Source organism: Alkalibacillus sp. S2W (genome assembly GCF_046764385.1).
Lineage (GTDB): Bacteria > Bacillota > Bacilli > Bacillales > Alkalibacillaceae > Alkalibacillus > Alkalibacillus almallahensis.
Map to the genome: position 1 here is coordinate 1,922,420 of NZ_CP177234.1, position 17,537 is coordinate 1,939,956.

18 protein-coding genes are annotated in these 17,537 nt (G+C 37.5%); 4 read left to right on the plus strand and 14 right to left on the minus strand.

Annotated elements, in window-relative coordinates:
- The first annotated feature begins 1 nt into the window (after position 1).
- On the plus strand, positions 2-1,099 hold the full coding sequence (locus ACKXGF_RS10325; protein ID WP_411953647.1) for a M24 family metallopeptidase: 1,098 nt from the start codon (positions 2-4) through the stop codon (positions 1,097-1,099).
- Between the two features lie 93 nt (positions 1,100-1,192).
- Here ACKXGF_RS10325 and ald read toward each other — a convergent pair whose 3' ends face one another.
- Positions 1,193-2,305, minus strand: a complete 1,113-nt coding sequence (gene ald, locus ACKXGF_RS10330; RefSeq protein WP_411953648.1) for an alanine dehydrogenase — start codon at positions 2,303-2,305, stop codon at positions 1,193-1,195.
- Between the two features lie 77 nt (positions 2,306-2,382).
- Positions 2,383-3,144, minus strand: a complete 762-nt coding sequence (locus ACKXGF_RS10335) for an SDR family oxidoreductase (protein ID WP_411953649.1) — start codon at positions 3,142-3,144, stop codon at positions 2,383-2,385.
- A 152-nt stretch (positions 3,145-3,296) separates the two neighbouring features.
- On the opposite strand from ACKXGF_RS10335, the gene ACKXGF_RS10340 reads away from it, so the two are divergent.
- Complete coding sequence (locus ACKXGF_RS10340; RefSeq protein WP_167260593.1) at positions 3,297-3,743, plus strand: universal stress protein; 447 nt, start codon at positions 3,297-3,299, stop codon at positions 3,741-3,743.
- 27 nt (positions 3,744-3,770) lie between these two features.
- Here the strand turns inward: ACKXGF_RS10340 and ACKXGF_RS10345 are convergent, their stop codons facing one another.
- The 11 genes from ACKXGF_RS10345 to refZ all read right to left on the minus strand — a co-directional run bounded on the left by ACKXGF_RS10345 (position 3,771) and on the right by refZ (position 14,543).
- Positions 3,771-4,586: an EcsC family protein gene (locus ACKXGF_RS10345; protein ID WP_411953650.1), complete on the minus strand. Its 816-nt coding sequence runs from the start codon at positions 4,584-4,586 to the stop codon at positions 3,771-3,773.
- Between the two features lie 15 nt (positions 4,587-4,601).
- On the minus strand, positions 4,602-5,585 hold the full coding sequence (locus ACKXGF_RS10350; protein WP_411953651.1) for a class I SAM-dependent methyltransferase: 984 nt from the start codon (positions 5,583-5,585) through the stop codon (positions 4,602-4,604).
- Positions 5,586-5,655: 70 nt separating this feature from the next.
- Positions 5,656-6,087: a GerW family sporulation protein gene (gene ytfJ / locus ACKXGF_RS10355; protein ID WP_411953652.1), complete on the minus strand. Its 432-nt coding sequence runs from the start codon at positions 6,085-6,087 to the stop codon at positions 5,656-5,658.
- Entirely contained in the window at positions 6,065-6,724 is a 660-nt protein-coding gene (locus ACKXGF_RS10360; RefSeq protein WP_411953653.1) for a hypothetical protein, read from the minus strand. Before ACKXGF_RS10360 ends, ytfJ begins: the two co-directional genes overlap by 23 nt.
- A gap of 106 nt (positions 6,725-6,830) precedes the next feature.
- Positions 6,831-8,420, minus strand: coding sequence for an amidohydrolase (locus ACKXGF_RS10365; RefSeq protein ID WP_411953654.1), 1,590 nt, complete (start codon positions 8,418-8,420; stop codon positions 6,831-6,833).
- Between the two features lie 588 nt (positions 8,421-9,008).
- Positions 9,009-9,203 carry an alpha/beta-type small acid-soluble spore protein gene (locus ACKXGF_RS10370; RefSeq protein ID WP_306977212.1) on the minus strand — a complete coding sequence of 65 codons (195 nt, stop codon included), beginning with the start codon at positions 9,201-9,203 and terminating at the stop codon, positions 9,009-9,011.
- Between the two features lie 76 nt (positions 9,204-9,279).
- Complete coding sequence (gene thiI, locus ACKXGF_RS10375) at positions 9,280-10,482, minus strand: tRNA uracil 4-sulfurtransferase ThiI (RefSeq protein WP_411953655.1); 1,203 nt, start codon at positions 10,480-10,482, stop codon at positions 9,280-9,282.
- A gap of 1 nt (position 10,483) precedes the next feature.
- Positions 10,484-11,623, minus strand: coding sequence for a cysteine desulfurase family protein (locus ACKXGF_RS10380; RefSeq protein ID WP_411953656.1), 1,140 nt, complete (start codon positions 11,621-11,623; stop codon positions 10,484-10,486).
- A gap of 93 nt (positions 11,624-11,716) precedes the next feature.
- Positions 11,717-12,118 carry a hypothetical protein gene (locus ACKXGF_RS10385; protein WP_411953657.1) on the minus strand — a complete coding sequence of 134 codons (402 nt, stop codon included), beginning with the start codon at positions 12,116-12,118 and terminating at the stop codon, positions 11,717-11,719.
- A gap of 15 nt (positions 12,119-12,133) precedes the next feature.
- Positions 12,134-13,828 carry a septation ring formation regulator EzrA gene (gene ezrA, locus ACKXGF_RS10390; protein ID WP_411953658.1) on the minus strand — a complete coding sequence of 565 codons (1,695 nt, stop codon included), beginning with the start codon at positions 13,826-13,828 and terminating at the stop codon, positions 12,134-12,136.
- A 112-nt stretch (positions 13,829-13,940) separates the two neighbouring features.
- Complete coding sequence (gene refZ / locus ACKXGF_RS10395) at positions 13,941-14,543, minus strand: forespore capture DNA-binding protein RefZ (RefSeq protein WP_411953659.1); 603 nt, start codon at positions 14,541-14,543, stop codon at positions 13,941-13,943.
- 117 nt (positions 14,544-14,660) lie between these two features.
- Here refZ and ACKXGF_RS10400 point away from each other — a divergent pair, with 117 nt between their 5' ends.
- Positions 14,661-15,140: a GAF domain-containing protein gene (locus tag ACKXGF_RS10400; protein WP_411953660.1), complete on the plus strand. Its 480-nt coding sequence runs from the start codon at positions 14,661-14,663 to the stop codon at positions 15,138-15,140.
- 238 nt (positions 15,141-15,378) lie between these two features.
- Positions 15,379-15,981, plus strand: coding sequence for a 30S ribosomal protein S4 (gene rpsD, locus ACKXGF_RS10405; RefSeq protein WP_411953661.1), 603 nt, complete (start codon positions 15,379-15,381; stop codon positions 15,979-15,981).
- A 49-nt stretch (positions 15,982-16,030) separates the two neighbouring features.
- Here the strand turns inward: rpsD and ACKXGF_RS10410 are convergent, their stop codons facing one another.
- Complete coding sequence (locus ACKXGF_RS10410; RefSeq protein WP_411953662.1) at positions 16,031-17,506, minus strand: UDP-N-acetylmuramoyl-L-alanyl-D-glutamate--2,6-diaminopimelate ligase; 1,476 nt, start codon at positions 17,504-17,506, stop codon at positions 16,031-16,033.
- Positions 17,507-17,537: the final 31 nt, after the last annotated feature.

Sequence of the window (17,537 nt, forward strand, 5' to 3'; positions counted from 1 at the left end):
CTTGAATCAACGATTGGATCAATTAACTGAAGCTTTAAAGAAACACGATTTAGATAGTATGTTGATGACGTCTAAAGCCAATGTATTTTATTACAGTGGCCTTTACGCAGAAGCTCACGAGCGCTTAATAGCTGTTTATGTTGATACTTATGGACGTAAAGCGATCGTAGCACCAGCATTAGAAATGGAAGATATTCGTCGCACAGCATGGCAAGACGATATTATTACATACTTCGATCACGAAGACCCTTGGGACAAAATTAAGGTATGGCTCACATCAACAGGCGAATTACCGAAGCAGTTAGCTATTGAAGAAGATCACCTAAATGTTTCACGTTATCAAAACGTCCTTAACCTCACACAAACAAGTGACGTTCATCACGGTCAAAATTTACTCAATCAAATACGTGTTATAAAAGATGAATCAGAACTAAAAGCACTTCAAGAAGCTGCTCGTTATGCGGACTTCGCAATTGAAACTGCTGTTCATCATATTCAACCAGGCAAAACAGAATTAGAAATCATTGCTGAAGTTGAATACGCTTTAAAACAAAAAGGGATTCGTGATATGTCGTTTTCAACACTTGTGCTTTCAGGAGAAAAAACGGCTTCACCTCATGGAACCCCAAGCACAAAGCCGATTGAAAATGGTGATTTTATCTTAATGGATTTAGGTGTAGTTTACGAAGGCTACTGTTCAGACATAACACGTACAGTGGCAGTTGGGCATGTGAATGAAGAACAAAGAACAGTCTATGAAACCGTTCTTGAAGCGGAAAAAAACGCAATTGCAGCGTGTGATATCAGTACACCGCTTGGTAACATTGATGATGCAGCACGTTCCGTTATTGATCAAGCCGGTTATGGTGACTTTTTCACCCATCGAATTGGTCACGGCATGGGAATTGATGTTCACGAATTTCCATCGATGTCATCGAACAATCAAAACCCATTACAAGCTGGTATGACATTTACAATCGAACCAGGAATTTATCAGCCTCACGTTGGTGGTGTCAGAATCGAGGATGATATTTATATGACGGAAGAAGGCCCACTAGTATTAACGCAATATCCTAAAGACTTGAAAATTATTTCTTAAATAAGGTTAATCAATTAAAAACCCGGATGAGCTCCAATTACGATCAGGAGTCATCCGGGTTTTCGTGACTATTAATGATTTAAGAAATGCGTTTTAAATTAAGCTTGTTAAATCGTAAAAGTCCATTCCGTGTGCATCAGCTACAGCTTTATAAGTCACATACCCTTTTAAGGTATTAACACCTTTTGCTAATTGAGGGTTATCTTGTACTGCTTCTTGATAACCTTTGTTAGCAAGCTCTATAGCATATGGCACTGTGACATTGGTTAATCCAATAGTTGATGTCCGAGGAACAGCTCCTGGCATATTCGCAACCGCATAATGTTGCACACCATGACGATCATACGTTGGGTTATCATGCGTCGTAATATGATCAACCGTTTCAACAATACCACCTTGGTCAACTGCCACATCAACAATTACAGAACCATCTGTCATTTGTTTAACCATGTCTTCTGTCACTAATTTAGGCGCTTTAGCACCTGGAATCAGTACAGCACCGATTAATAAATCAGATTGTCTAACTTGTTCTTCGATATTTAACGGATTAGACATAACCGTATTAATCTGATTACCAAATAAGTCATCTAATTCACGCAAACGGTTCGGGCTTAAATCGACGATTGTGACATCAGCACCTAAGCCAACTGCTATTTTGGCAGCATTGGTACCAACAACACCACCACCAACAACTGTCACTTTACTACGTTCCACACCTGGAATACCGCTTAATAAGACACCTTTTCCTCCACGTGTTTTCTCTAAGAATTGAGCACCGATTTGCGAAGCCATACGACCAGCCACTTCACTCATAGGCGTCAATAATGGTAGTGTGCCTTGATCTGATTCAACTGTTTCATAAGCAATGCTTGTCACTTTATGATCAATTAAAGCTTGAGTTAATTCAGGTTCTGCCGCTAAATGTAAATAAGTAAATAATATAAGTCCTTCATAAAAATAATCATATTCTTCTGGTAGCGGCTCCTTAACCTTCATTACCATTTCTTGCTTCCAAGTTTCGTTAGCGGAATCCACAACCGTAGCACCCGCTTCACGATATTGATCATCTGTGAAACCCGATCCTTCTCCTGCTTGTGTTTCTACAAATAAATCATGACCCGCTTCTTGAAGCGTCATAACCCCTGCAGGTGTAAGCGCAACTCGATTTTCATTGTTTTTAAGCTCCTTTGGTACGCCAATTTTCATAACTAAGCCTCCTATATTGGTTCTTATATTTATGTAACCGATTTAACTATAACATGGATTACATATTTTTAGTATCATCAAGATAAATGCTTATGAATCACATCTAATCCACCTGTTACTTCGATTACAGTGCCAGTAATCATATCTGATTGATCGTCGCATAAATAAGCGACAGTCCTCGCAATATCCTCACCAGTTCCTGGTCGTCCTATTGGTGTTTCCGTATCTACTATATCGCGACTATTCATGATGTCTGCTTCTTTCATTTCATCAACTATTTTACCAGGTGCAATCATATTTGCTGTAATTTGATTTTCCGCTTCTTCCAATGCAACAGTCTTCATTAATGAAGCTAATCCTACCTTGGCTGAAGCAAACGCTGAGCGATAAATCCATCCTGAACTATAATCGACACCTTGAAATCCAAGAAAGATCACTCTGCCAAATTTCTGTTCTCGCATAATTGGCAGTACAATTTTAAGTAAATAAAAAGACGCATCTAAATTTCCACGGACCATCTCATGCCATTCATCCTCGGTATAATCAAACAATTTCTTACGCTCAAAGATATAAGGCCCAGCGTTACTAACTAAGCAATCAATACGACCAAACCGTTCATAAGCTTCATTAACAGCTGAGCGAATGGACGAGACATCTATCGTATCAAGATAAACAACCTGTAAGCGGTCTTGTTCTTCTTGAAAAGCTTCGATTAGTTCATTTGCTCTTTCAGTATCCGTTCGGTAAGTTGCTGTTACACTATAACCAAGTGAAAGAAAATACTCGGTCATTTTTCGTCCTAATCCTTTTGTTCCAGCTGTTACAATGACATGTTTCATATCTAGAACTCCTATCATTACATCATCTCTAATCCAATTTTACCATGTTTCACGTATAAAATGAATAAAGTAAACGATAAAACGACGCCTTGTACGAATATGAATATTCTGATATTTATGGTATAATATAAGTAGAAATAAGGAGGGGTCATATGGCTTTCGAATATCATGATGTCGTGATTGCTGTAGATGGATCTAAAGCGTCTGATTTTGCCTTTCAAAAAGCAATCAGTATCGCTAAACGAAATAATGCCACACTCATCATTTCACATGTTGTCGATACACGTGTCTATTCAACAATTGAAGCCTACGATCGGAGCGTATCGGAGCGGGTACAAAATGATGCTTGGGAATTGCTAAGAACTTATCAAAATCGTGCAGAAGATGAAGGTATTGAAAACGTCGTAACTGACCTCGAACACGGTTCACCTAAAGTTAAAATCGCAAAAGAAGTAGCACCAAAATACAATGCTGATTTAATTATCTGTGGAGCGACAGGAATGAACACAGTTGAACGATTCTTTATCGGTAGTGTATCAGAACACATTACCCGTTATTCGAAAGTAGATGTTTTGGTTGTACGACCAGAAGATGAATAAATAAAGGTGACCATCTGATGGTCACCTTTATTTATTAGAAGATTGAATGGAACGATATTGATAAAATCGCGTTGCAAATTCACTGACATCTTTAGCGGTTTTATAATTCACAGCTGCTCCAATTCCAACGCTTACAATTGGCAGACCCTGTATCATTTTCCTACGAGATAACACGATCGCTAACGTTTTAAATATCGACTTTAGCGGTTGTTCTGCCCATGTCGGGTTGGTTAGTTCCTCATGTTCACCCATGAAAGAATCATACTCATTTACATTTTCCTTTAATTCCTGCCAAGCCTCATAACGCAATCGTTTAGGTAATGCCCCAGCATGAAATACCTTAAGCGCTAACAGCATTTCGATCGGGTTATGCATATTATATCCGAAACTCGTTCCGATTAACTGAATGGTTCGTAAATTCAAACCCACCATTAATGGTACATCAACACCTAACAAAAACCATCCTCCAGAACCAGCCATACCACCTTGGACAAAGGAGTACAAACGATTTTTAGCGACGTGCTGGTTAGCGAGATAGGTTTGCTTCTCAATTGATAATTGGCTCAAATCTTCAATCGTATTGATTGTTTCATCATACGTACGGCCAATTTGTAATAGTCGGTCATAAGCATCCTGTTGCATTTGCGTTCCTTGAAGAAAGGTATAAGTATAAATTAACCATTGATCTACACTGTTAAAAAAACGTTGTTGGACATGCTTAGGTAGTTTTTGAAACTGATCTTGCACCCACATTTCATACATTTTCTCAAAATCATTTGAAACATAAGAGGCTAGTTCATCTTCCCAACGTGACAAATCAACTAAAACGCGTTCCTCTCCCATGAACACAGCTCCTTTTTATCGATCGTTTTGGAACCATTCATCAATCTGTTGAATGACATTATTGGTTGCTTCTACATCTTTAAAGGATGGTAACTGGGCTAACATCACTTTATTTGGATCCCGTGTTGCTTCCCCTTTTTTCTGTAAAACTAAAATACTTCGCTTAAACTTCTCGTCTTTAAACATGGATTCTGGTAATTCTAAAACGCCAACAATATGTGCATGGTCTTTAAGGAAAGACTGCAAAGCATCTTTCTGTTCACTAGCAAATAAGAAGCTAGGGACAACAAAGAATAGATAGCCTGCTTCTTTCACATATTTTAAGCTTTGTTCGATAAATAGGTGGTGAGCAAAGGAATGTTCACCTTCTTCTGCTTTTAATTCATAAGAACTAGCCGTATCGTCATCAGGATAATAACCGACTGGTAAATCTGAGGCAATCACATCGACAGGTTCTAACAATATCGGTTTTAAACTGTCTTGATGGAAATACTCGATTTCCCGCTCTTGCAAATTGGTATTATTAAATGCTAAGCGAATGAGTGTTGGATCCACTTCACTTCCGAACGATTCAACATCCAGATGATCTTGTTGGTTTAAAATGGTTAATAATAAATTACTTGAGCCTGACGCTGGATCAAATAATCGATATGAGGTCTCATCATCCATAAATTTATTAATTAAATAACCAATAAATACACCAATCGTGTCGGGAGTGATGTAATGATGCTGTTGAGTAGCACCTTTCATTCCTTTTAAAATAGCTAACTGCATAGCCTTACGTCGCGCTTCTTTATCAAATTGATCAAATTGAACATTATTCACTTGATCAACTAATTTTTGATGATAATTAGGTTCTAAATCTTCAGGCACCTGTTGTTCAAATAATAAATTACTTGAAGCAATTAACGCTTCAATATAGGGTGTATTCTCTTCCTGTTCAATGATGGTTGTTGTTTCGTCTAACCATGTGAATAACGTATCAATTTGTTCTTGCATCAAAGTCCCTCCGTGAATCATAATACAGTCTTATTTTAGCAAAGATGAAAGGACTTTGACAGTTAAAGAATTATTCAGGTGTTGAGGTTGATTGTGACTGTTGATTTTGACTCGATTCATTAAATAAAGATTGAACTTTCTCCACAGCTTGTGGTGCCAAATCAATCAATTTCTCAACAATATGTGTATTCTCATCTAAATGAACCATTTGGACATCATGTGCTCTTACAATTAAAAATGCGATCGGTGTAATCGAGACGCCCCCACCAGCACCGCCACCATAGGGTAATTCTTGCTGGGATTGAGAGTCTTGTTGTGAAGACGATGTTTGAAATTCACTACCTCCTGAAGCAAACCCAAAGCCAACTCTTGATACAGTAAGAATTACCGTTGACTTATCAGGCGTTTCAATCGGATCACCGACAATCGTATTCACATCAATCATGTCTTTTAAACTTTCCATAGCCGTTTCCATCATATTATGAATAGGATGTTCGCTCATTAGAATTCCACCTCTTTAATTTATAATATTGCCACACTATCGATAAGGCATTACGAATAATATGGCTAATGCGAATTGAAATTATGCATTCAAAATGGGTTTTAAACAAAGCTGTTTGATAATTAGGTGTGACGTGGTACTCCAAATTTTCTTGACTTTGTAATAATTGGGCTAAAGTCCGACACCCAACACTTTTTAAGACATTCGTGACACTGACTAGCACAGCTGTATGATCAGCTGCTTTCATTCCAATTTCGCTGGACCAGGAGAAATGGTGTAACGTCATATCTTTCAACAATCGTCTAATCCTAGGTAACACATCATGTGTGATATCCACTACTCGATTAACAAGGCTGACTTGTTCTTTTACATCATCGGTTGAGTAATGCTTTTTCTTTTCTTTGGTTGGTTGATGCCACATCTCATCCTTTTCTTCTATGTTAAGCGATAGATGATCATCTAGTTGAATGAGTGGAATCGTTCGCTTAAAAATCGGCTGATTCATCCACGTCATTTTCATGAAAATATCTTGTTGTTTATGCGCATATGTAACCGTTAGGTGAAACGTTAATTTCGTTAAGATAACGAAACAACAAATGAGTACTAATAAACCTATTACGATGAGTAATACCGTCAACCTAATCAACTCCTGACACTTATAAGGTGTCTCAAATAGGAATATTTATACAAAAAACGTTTCATAACCAGATTAATCAGGTCATGAAACGTATAGTTCCTCTTATTTATTCTTCTGATCGATAAACAACGTGACCTCCAACAATCGTTTCCTTTACGTTAGTTTGACGAATACGGTCAGGAGAACTCTGTAAGATATCATTGTCTAACACCACAAAATCTGCTTTATAGCTTGGGAGAATCAAGCCTTGGTCATTTTCTTTTTGAACAATTTTCGCTGCATTGACTGTATACAGCTGAGCTGCTTCAAAAATCGATAAACATTGACTGGTCAAATAAGATTGACCATCAAACTGTGACCGACGATCAACGGCTGCGGCTATACCGTTTAATGGGTTTATTTCTTCAATGGGTGCATCTGAACTGCCGCCACATAAAATGCCAGCATCTAAATAATCTTTCCAAGGATATGAAGAGTCGATTAATGGATAACCCACCCGATCGATTGCCCAGGGAAAGTCCGAAGACACAAATGTTGGTTGAATATCAATAATAACTGGTAGTTTAGCCATACGTTGAATCAAATCTGGTCGCATAATTTGGCCATGGATGATGCGATCCTTTTGATTTTGTTCCGGCGGGTGTGCTTCAATAACATCTAAAACTTTTTCAGCTGCTAAATCTCCAATTGTGTGTACAGCTACTGCCATTCTATAGCTTCTTGCTTTTAAAATGAGCTCTTTTAATCCATGATCAGAATGGATGGCAACACCATTTGTCTCAGGGTCATCCGCATATGGTTGTGAGATTAATGCTGTCCGGCCTCCAAGCGCTCCATCAGCAAACAATTTCATAGCACCGAATTCTAGCCAATCATCTTGTTCTTGCCCGATTCCTTGTTCTTCAATATAATCATCAACGATCTCATGATGTACAAGTAGATGCGCACGAAAACGTTGATCGACTCCAATCGTTTCACGAAAAGCATTAATCGTTTTAGAATAATCACCGTAATAGCTCAGATCTTCACTATGTCCACTGACAATACCATTCGACAGCAAATCATTTACTGATTGGTTAATGGCTTTTTTTAAATAAGCTTGGTCAGGCTCTGGCATTGCTTGTTTCAATAATTCTTGACCTTGATCTAAGAAATAACCTGTCAATTCACCTGTTTCATCTCGTTCTATGACGCCACCATCAGGTTCTGCTATATCATGATAAACCCCTGCAATTTCCATTGCTTTTGAATTAGCAACCATCGCATGGCGACAAACACGTGTCAGGATAATCGGATGTTCCGTTGAGATCGCGTCTAATTCTTGACGATGGATCACATAAGGTTCATCCCAATTATTTTCATTAAACCCTTCAGCTATCAACCACTTGCCTGCGTCTACACTACGAAGTGCCTCTTCTACCTGTCGTAAAAGTTCCTGCCTTGAGTCAATATAAGTCACATCTAATCGCAGTAATCGCTCACCGTGACCAATAATATGTAAATGACTATCGATAAAACCTGGTAGGATTGTGCCTTTGGAATGATACTCTTCATCGATTTCGTCTTGATATTGTGACTTCAATTGATGATAGTCACCCGTATCAACAATATCTCCATCTTTCGTATAGATGGCTTCGACTGTATGATTTTCATGTTTCATCGTATAGATTTTATCTGCTGTCCATAGTGTTCCCATTTCGCTTTTCTCCTTCATATTAACGCATTAAAATATTGTTACTTATACTTTACCGAAAACACCTGTCCTAGCGCAAATTATTTTTGGTATGTTAAAGTCCGTTGTTGATATTGTGATCCGCTTTCGGTGGACGCTTTCACCCATAGGGCACAAGTGCAACATCTGTTCAATCTCACTACGTTCGTTTTTCACAGTGTTTTCTATGCAGGGGCACGGCTCGAGCCTCCTCGGCCACTAAAGGAACTTCGGCTAAGTTCCGGACGTCCTGTCCGAACGCCGAAGTGACCCACATCCTGTGGACCTCTGGGGGTCTCGAGACACGTGCTTTTCCCGTGACGGCCCGGACGGCCTAATGTCGACGTTGGTCACAGGACGTGACCGAACTTAGTCGACCAGGAGTCGCCACCTTCGCTTCTCACAATTCAACAACCATCAACTTATAATAAATTAAAATTTAACAGATCCACTAATTTTACTTTCATCCATTCTATAGAAAAGAGGTAGTTACATCTAAGTAACTACCTCTTCCATTTCACGATCCAATGAAACATTGGATATGAAACGTTGCTTCAATTGTATTGTTGCCCACTATTGTTGGTTCATTTGAGATTGTGCTTGTTGGACTAGACGCTTAGTAATTTCGCCACCAACAGAGCCGTTCGAGCGAGATGTTGAATCAGGACCTAATTGCACGCCAAATTCTTGTGCAATTTCTGTCTTCATTTGGTCTAAAGCTGCTTGTACACCAGGTACAACTAAGTTATTTGAGTTGTTTTGAGCCATGTCTTTCACCTCCTCGTTACCTATTGTGAGATAACAAGAAGGCAATCATACTATGCAAATGATGGAAGGACAGAATTTACAACAGATCGTCGAATGAGTCCTGTTTTTGATTTGCATTATTTTTATAAACAACTGTTTCAACTTGATCAACAGCTTCATTAATTTCTTGTGTGAAATCAACTGACGCTTCTATTTCGAGAATCTTTTCTCTTTTCGGTCTTGTTTTTGGTTGTTTAGGAACAAAAACCGTACAACAATCTTCATAAGGTCGGATTGAAATATCATAAGTATCAATCTCTTTTGCGATATTGATAATTTCATTTTTATCCATTGCGACTAATGGTCGTATGATCGGATAATTCGTGACTTCATTTATAGCATTCATGCTTTCCATCGTCTGGCTCGCTACTTGTCCTAAACTTTCACCTGTTGCCAGTGATAAGATGTCATGTTGCTTGGCAAGTTGTTCGCTCACACGCATCATCACTCGACGCATCACGGTCATACCATAATACTCGGGAACATTTTTAAAGATCTTTTGTTGTAATTCTGTAAACGGCACATAGTGAACGGTCACATCTCCACCGAATTTTGTCAGTGTTTGCGCTAAATCCTCAACTTTTTGCTTAGCACGTTCTGATGTGAAAGGTGGTGAATGAAAATGAATTGCTTCTAGTTTTACACCGCGCTTCATTGTTAAATAACCTGCAACAGGGCTATCAATTCCACCTGACATCATCAATAATGACTTACCAGTTGAACCGACAGGCAAACCACCTTTCCCTTCAGTTCGACCTGACGTTATATACGTTGCATCATGACGAATTTCAACTTTAATCGCAGCATCTGGCTGATGAACATCAACTTCCCAACCTTCAGTATTACGTAGAATATGTCCACCTAATAAACGGTTCATTTCTTGAGACGATTTTGGAAACTCTTTGTTGGGGCGTTTACAAGTCACTTTGAAAGTTTGCCCCTCTTCTTTCTTGATCGCTTCAAGTGTCCCCTCTTTAATGGATTCTTCATCATTATTCACTTTCATGGCCATACTGAAAGATTGAATGCCAAAGATATCTTTACAACGTTCAATGATTGGATAAGGATCTTCACCATTTAACAAAATATACATATGATCGCGCTGACCTTTAATCGACAAGCCCTTATAATCACTTAGTGCTTGTTGTACATTGGAACGCAACGTTCTAATAAAGAATTTTTGATTTTTACCTTTTAATGCTAATTCGCCATAGCGAATTAATATATGATCGTAGTTCATATTATGACCCCATTATTTTTTCGTATTTATTCATTACATTTTGAAAAGCTTGTAAGGATGATTGTACTTCTTCGTTAGTTTGTTCTGTTGTCATACTAACTCGAATAGCACTGCTTGCAGAGACATCACTTAAACCACATGCTTCTAATACATGGCTGACTTCATTGTCTTTAGAAGAACAGGCGGATTTAGTAGAAACAATCACACCTTCTTCTTTCAATGCATGAATCAACACTTCTGGTTTAAAGTTTTGGACAGAAAAGTTCAAAATATGAGATGCACCACTTCGGGGGGAATTAATCTTCACATTGTCATATTTCGATAAATTGTCCACCAAAGTATCACGTAATGGTTCGAGTTTCTGATATGAATGTTCGTTCTCTTTAGCAATACGCATCGCCTTGGCTAAAGAAACAGCACTTGCTATATTTTCCGTTCCTGGTCGCACGCCATTTTCTTGACCACCGCCGTGTTGAAGTGGCGTTAAATGAATATGGTCTTTTTTAATTAGACAACCTGAACCTTTTAATCCATGAATTTTATGTCCTGATATCGTCACTAAATCAAGATGAGGATGGTTGTAAGGTAGTGAAAGCTTACCAAATCCTTGTACATGATCAACATGAAACACCGTTTTCGGGTAATCAGCTAATAAATCTGCCACCTGTTCAATCGGTTGAATGGTACCAATTTCATTATTCACATGCATGAGACTAACTAAAATAGTTTGATCCGTAATGGATTCTTTTAATTCCTCTAATGAAATATGTCCCGACTCATCTACTGATAAATAAGTGACTGAATAACCTTGTGTTTCTAAATAACGAAATGTATCTAGGACGGACGGGTGTTCAACTTTTGATGTGATTAAATGATTCCCACGATTTTGGTAACCATGAGCTGTACCTTTAATCGCCAAATTATTGCTTTCTGTACCACCTGATGTGTAAATCACTTCATGTGGTTTAATCTCTAATAATGAAGCTATTTGTTCTTTGGATTTAGTCAAAAGTGCTTCAACTTCACCACCTAATGCATGAATCGAAGATGGGTTTGCAAAATAAGTCGTCGCTACTTTTTGAAACGTATCAACGACTTCATCGTATGGTTTTGTTGTGGCACTATTGTCTAAATATATCATAGTTTCCTATCTCCTTTAGTCGTCCGCATTTCCATCAAATTATATTACCACAATGTATAATGTGACAGCAAATATAAAAGAAGCTCTCTCCCTTTATGATTCGGAGACAGCTTCATTAGTTTGACCAAAGATATTTAACAATTCATTGATTGAAATCGTTTTTTGATCTTCTTCATCAGTGAAATATTCACGCCAAGAATCCAAAGAGGAATCATCAATGGACTGAAATTCTTCTTTCAATTGTTTTGCATTAAAAGACGCTCCATCTGCAACTAATTCATTTGATGAATTGGTTTCCTTCTGTACCAACTGCAATTGATGACTATGTAAAGCCCACAAAGAATCAAATGATTTGTCGGATAAAGATATTTCCTCGGAAATAAAATGATCTTGTGCAACATAAGTCGTTTTTGATTCTTGAATAAATAAAACAATCACAACCGTCCATGTGGCAACAAACAAGACTGAACTTAAAATAATAATGAATCGATCCATACTACACCACTCCCTCTATGATGCAGTTACCTTTAATTGTTCCTCAATTCTCTTAACAGCACCAGGCTCTATTTCTTCCAAGGCAGTTCCTACTTGTTCTAATGCTAATTCATAATCATTATGTCTGAACTGCTCTTCTGCTTCTGCTATTTTGGCTGCTAGAACAGGATAACTGCTACGGTATCGGTTCGCATATTGAATGAGGTATTCCGCTAACTGCGCTTGCTCAATTAATAAATCCGTTTGCTCAACCGCTCTTTCCACATTTTTATCTGCTTCTTCTAATGTATTTGAAACTTCATCAACATCTAATGGTTGTACATTCAAGGATTGATTGGCTTTTTCAACTAAATCTGTTGCCTGGTTAATTAAGTCTACAATGTAGTTAGGAACACCAGGTAAATTACTTTTGTATAATCTTTGTCGTACATGACTAATTCGCTGTTTTAATTGATCGATTTTTTCACGAGCACTTAACTCGTCCTTGCGTAAATTGTAAAGATGATCTGCAAATTGTTGGTGAGCTACTTCCCATTCTTCAAAATCAGACATCCAACCTTCTAAATCAGCACGAATCGTTGAATATGGTTGTTCTTCATGCTCAATCATAGCTTTAATACGTGTTGCTTTTTTCTCAAGTTGATCAAGCGTTTTTTCTAACTCATACTGCTTTTCATACTTTTCATCTTTAAGATGATAATTTTCCTTAACAATCATAACGTTCTCTTTAGTTTCATTAAATGCTTCACGAGCTTGTTCCACTTTGTTGTCCAGCAAATCATAACGCTGCATGACGAAATTCTTATCAAACGCTTCTTTTTCTAATTGGTCATAAATTTCTACCATTCTTGATTGAATTTGTTCGATTTTCTCTTGAACATCATCGTCCTTACCTTTATTTAATTGCTCAACAACAGCTAATAAAGTTTCATGGTGCGTTTGAATCTCTTTTTCGATACCTAAGTGTTGTACACGATAGCCATCATCTTTCATTTCCTTCAAACCATTATGCAACTGATCTAACTCTTCAGGTAAAGTGTGTTTACATAAACGGTACCATTCAGGAAATGTTTCGATTTTGCGGTTTAATTCATTCAACCGCGCTTTCACATTATGTATCAACTCTAAGGCATCGGAATAATTTCCTTCTGTTGTTAATTCCTCATACCTCGCCATTTCTTGTTGCAATTCATCGAGCTCAACCTCAAACACAACCTCAGCTTTACCAAGTTGATAGCCATTTTGCAATACTTTCTTTCGAGTCTCAGAGATCATGGGTTGCAACTTCTCAGCTTCTTCTCGACTATCCTGCTCAGAATGTAATAATCGGTCGACTTCATCAAAAATATCATCAATGGTCTTTTCGACCCTAGAGAGCTTTTGCTCAACTGCTTTCAAACTACGTGAGGCCTTGCCGAATTTGTATTTTTCTGCAGCTTCTTCTGCATCTAATAAATATTCTTCCACTTCAGTAAACACGTGATCATTAATGTCGTCCCATTCATTTCGCCACGTTTCAAATAGCTCTTCTGTTTCGCCTGTTAGATTTAGATGGCCAACCTTACCGAGTTCATCTGCTACTTGACGATTCATGAGTTTCACTTTCCATGTTTCAAGTGTGTCGACTTTGTTATAAACTTTTTTACGTGCTACGACTCCTACTAAAATAAAGGCAATTATGAGTATGATTATTCCGATTATGTATTCCATCAAAAGCCCCCTAACACTTTTCCGATCATATACTTATATACCCAATCATATCACGATTTAACCCGATTTGGCTAAAAAAATGTCAATTTATAAAAATTTCTTTATATAACATTTATTCTGCTAATAACGGTGAAAACCATTGATTTAACAAATTAATATACGATTGGATAAACACACCTCTACTATCATCCCACTCATATTCGCGTTTCCACTCATTACCATAAATAAACGGACCATTAATCAAGCTCTTAAACTGTAAATAGAACGCCTCTTGCTCCATCTTATTTGCCTTAACTCGCTCCGTTATTTTCTCGACAAGTGTTTTAAAGTAATATGTTTCCTTTCCGACATAAGTTGAAAATAATTCACGGATAAATTGATTATCTAGCGTTAATTCACGCTGAATGAAACACGTAAATTGAAAATGTTTCTCTTTATAATGTATAATTTCCTTTATCACATTCAAGAAATCATCTTTTGTCGAAATTGGGTGTTCGTCTATTAATGATTCAAGCATTTCTAAATAATATTCATAATAATCGACAGTCGCTTGCTCAAGTAAGCCTTGTTTATTTTTAAAATAATAACTAATCAATGACACATTAACATTTGCTTGATCAGTGATTGCTCTTATAGATGTACCATTAAATCCGTTGTAATAAAACAACTCTATGGCAGCATTCATTATTTTTTCACGACTAGATTGTTTAGACACGAAACCACCTCCACCTGTAACTAATCGACTATACCATACTTATTAATTTCGACAATGTTAGCTGTTATCCTGTCTAATATAGATGATTAAAAATATTTTTTAAAGGAGATTCACAAAATGTTTGAAGTCCAATCTTACACTGGAACTAAATCACAAAGCTATGAACAATTATTAAAACAACTAGACAGTCTACTTGAAGGAGAAGATAGCGTAACAGCAAACTTAGCAAATGCTAGCGCCTTATTAAACCAGTTTCTCGACAACGTGAACTGGGTTGGGTTTTACACGATGAATCATGGCGAACTTGTTCTTGGACCATTCCAAGGTTTACCTGCATGTGTGAAAATCCCTAATGGTAAAGGCGTTTGTGGAACAGCTACAAAAGAACGGGCAACCCAACTAGTGCCTGATGTCCATCAATTTCCTGGCCACATTGCATGTGATGCTCAAAGCCAATCTGAAATTGTCGTTCCGATCATAGTAAATGACAAAATTTTTGGCGTTTTAGATATTGATGCTCCTATTAAAGAACGTTTTGATGAAACAGATCACCATTACTTAGAACAGTTTGTTGAAACACTTAAAAAACATTTATAGAATAAAATCACAATAGGGCTTGACTTTATTCACTACACATCCTATAATATCTTTTGTGTAAAATAAAAGGCAGCCTCGGTGGAATGACTGTGGTCTGCATTTTGTACCTCTTGTAATGAGGTGTATCGCGTAACTCTCTGCTGCTGGAGCGAAGGTACATGAAAGCAAAATGCGCATAGATCAGGAAACGCACTGTTTTTATTTTATGCAAAATAAAATAAAAAAGGAGGAGACGCTCGTGGCACGTTTCACAGGCTCTCTATGGAAGAAATCACGTCGCTATGGAATCTCTCTAACAGGTACTGGTAAAGAATTAGAGAAACGCCCATATGCGCCAGGTCAACATGGTCCATCTCAACGTAAAAAACTTACTGAATATGGACTACAACTACAGGAAAAACAAAAACTTCGTTATATGTACGGATTAACTGAACGTCAATTCCGTCGTATCTTTGACGATGCTGCTAAAATGCGTGGTGTTCATGGTGAGAACTTCATGCAAATCCTTGAATCTCGCCTAGATAATTTAGTTTATCGTGCCGGATTCGCTCGTACACGCGCACAAGCTCGTCAATTAGTGACACATGGTCATATCACATTAGATGGTGGTCGCGTTGACATCCCATCTTATCGTGTACTACCTGGTACAGTTATTGGTGTACGTGAAAAATCACAGAACTTAGACGCTATTAACGAAGCTCTAGAAGCTGCTAATGTTATTCCAGAATACGTTACAACAGATGCGGACAAGAAAGAAGCTACTTTCAACCGTTACCCTGAACGTTCTGAGCTTTCTTCAGAAATTAATGAAGCGCTTATCGTTGAGTGGTATTCACGTTAAGTTGCCTAATAAAAAAACTCAAGCCAAAATTTTGGCTTGAGTTTTTTTATTATTCTTTTGATAACTCTGTTGCTAATAATCGATCAACATAATTAACGGTTTCCCCGTCTGTTTTCGTCCCCCACTCATTCTCATAATCATAAAGTTCATGACCCTGTCCACTTATAACTAGCCAATCATCTGGTTTTGCACTTTTTATGATCCGTTCAATTAATCGGTGACGTGGTTGCTCAACTGTTAATCGCTCATCATTCCACATACTGACTAAATGACTCATTTCATCAAACATGCCTTCTACTGTTTCACCATTTAATTCTCCGATTGTTAAAACGGTTTGATCACTAAAGTTTAAAGATTGACGAACCATATCATCTCTTTTACTCTTATCACGGTTCCCCTTGAAACCAAAAATATGGAATAAATGGCCAGACTTAATTGTATAAACCGTAGCTAATAATTGTTGAACAGCATCTGATGTGTGAGCATAGTCAACGACAACTTTTACACCATTACTCATTTCGAATAAATCAAACCTGCCAGGCACTCCTGAGAAAGTTTTAACCTTATCCACTAATAATTGAGGATTTTCAACTAAATCGTATGCTACAGAAAAAGCCAAGGCCAAATTATATAAGTTATACAAACCTAACTGTGGTGAATGAATTGAGAAAGAATCTTCATGAATCATTAACGTCATGTTACAACCTTCATTGCAATCCATATCCATTAATCTTACATCAGAATCAACTGACTGCCCAATACGTTTAACATGGAATTGATGGGACTCTAGCCATTCATAAAGCTGTTTACCCCAATCATTATCAACATTGACTAAAGCTTGTCCGTAAGGCTTTAATTGTAAAAATAGTTGTCTTTTCGCTTTAAAATAAGTCCACATGTCAGCGTGGTAGTCTAAATGTTCATAACTCAAATTCGTAAAAATGGCATAATCAAATGTGACGCCTGCTAATCGGTTTTGATCAAGAGCATGTGACGACACTTCAATGACCATTACGTCATCTTGACTATCATAAACGTGTTGATATAAGTCTAAGACACTCGGCGTTGTTTGCTTTTGTGTAAAGGTCTGACCATTAATGACGCATTTAACCGTCCCAATCAACCCTGCCTGATAACTGGATTCGACTAGAAGATGATGCAACATATGGCTTGTTGTTGTCTTACCATTTGTGCCAGTGACACCAATAACTAATTTATCTTCGAACGGGTAATCATAAAATACTTTAGCCAGTTCCCCTAATATATGTCTACTGTTGTCAACTTTTAAATAAGGTACATTAAAACCTGTTAAATCCTTCTCTCCAATTACAGCAACTGCTCCACGCTCAATCGCATCTTGAATAAACTGATGACCATCTGCTTCATATCCTTGAACTGCTACGAATAAATCTCCCTTTTTCACTTTCTGAGAATGATCGACAAGACCTTCAATCATTGGATTGTCCATAGAATCTATAAGTTCAGGTTGTTTAATTTCTTTTATTAAATCATGTAGTTGTCGCATGAGCTAGTCTCCTAAATTGTTGTCGTGTTTT

What these genes read in the sequence shown, in the direction of transcription:
- ald (WP_411953648.1), bottom strand. Translation starts at nt 2,305, where the DNA reads ATGAAAATTGGCGTACCAAAGGAGCTTAAAAACAATGAAAATCGAGTT.
- ACKXGF_RS10335 (WP_411953649.1), bottom strand. Translation starts at nt 3,144, where the DNA reads ATGAAACATGTCATTGTAACAGCTGGAACAAAAGGATTAGGACGAAAA.
- ACKXGF_RS10340 (WP_167260593.1), top strand. Translation starts at nt 3,297, where the DNA reads ATGGCTTTCGAATATCATGATGTCGTGATTGCTGTAGATGGATCTAAA.
- ACKXGF_RS10345 (WP_411953650.1), bottom strand. Translation starts at nt 4,586, where the DNA reads ATGGGAGAGGAACGCGTTTTAGTTGATTTGTCACGTTGGGAAGATGAA.
- ACKXGF_RS10350 (WP_411953651.1), bottom strand. Translation starts at nt 5,585, where the DNA reads ATGCAAGAACAAATTGATACGTTATTCACATGGTTAGACGAAACAACA.
- ytfJ (WP_411953652.1), bottom strand. Translation starts at nt 6,087, where the DNA reads ATGAGCGAACATCCTATTCATAATATGATGGAAACGGCTATGGAAAGT.
- ACKXGF_RS10365 (WP_411953654.1), bottom strand. Translation starts at nt 8,420, where the DNA reads ATGGGAACACTATGGACAGCAGATAAAATCTATACGATGAAACATGAA.
- ACKXGF_RS10370 (WP_306977212.1), bottom strand. Translation starts at nt 9,203, where the DNA reads ATGGCTCAAAACAACTCAAATAACTTAGTTGTACCTGGTGTACAAGCA.
- thiI (WP_411953655.1), bottom strand. Translation starts at nt 10,482, where the DNA reads ATGAACTACGATCATATATTAATTCGCTATGGCGAATTAGCATTAAAA.
- ACKXGF_RS10380 (WP_411953656.1), bottom strand. Translation starts at nt 11,623, where the DNA reads ATGATATATTTAGACAATAGTGCCACAACAAAACCATACGATGAAGTC.
- ACKXGF_RS10385 (WP_411953657.1), bottom strand. Translation starts at nt 12,118, where the DNA reads ATGGATCGATTCATTATTATTTTAAGTTCAGTCTTGTTTGTTGCCACA.
- ezrA (WP_411953658.1), bottom strand. Translation starts at nt 13,828, where the DNA reads ATGGAATACATAATCGGAATAATCATACTCATAATTGCCTTTATTTTA.
- ACKXGF_RS10400 (WP_411953660.1), top strand. Translation starts at nt 14,661, where the DNA reads ATGTTTGAAGTCCAATCTTACACTGGAACTAAATCACAAAGCTATGAA.
- ACKXGF_RS10410 (WP_411953662.1), bottom strand. Translation starts at nt 17,506, where the DNA reads ATGCGACAACTACATGATTTAATAAAAGAAATTAAACAACCTGAACTT.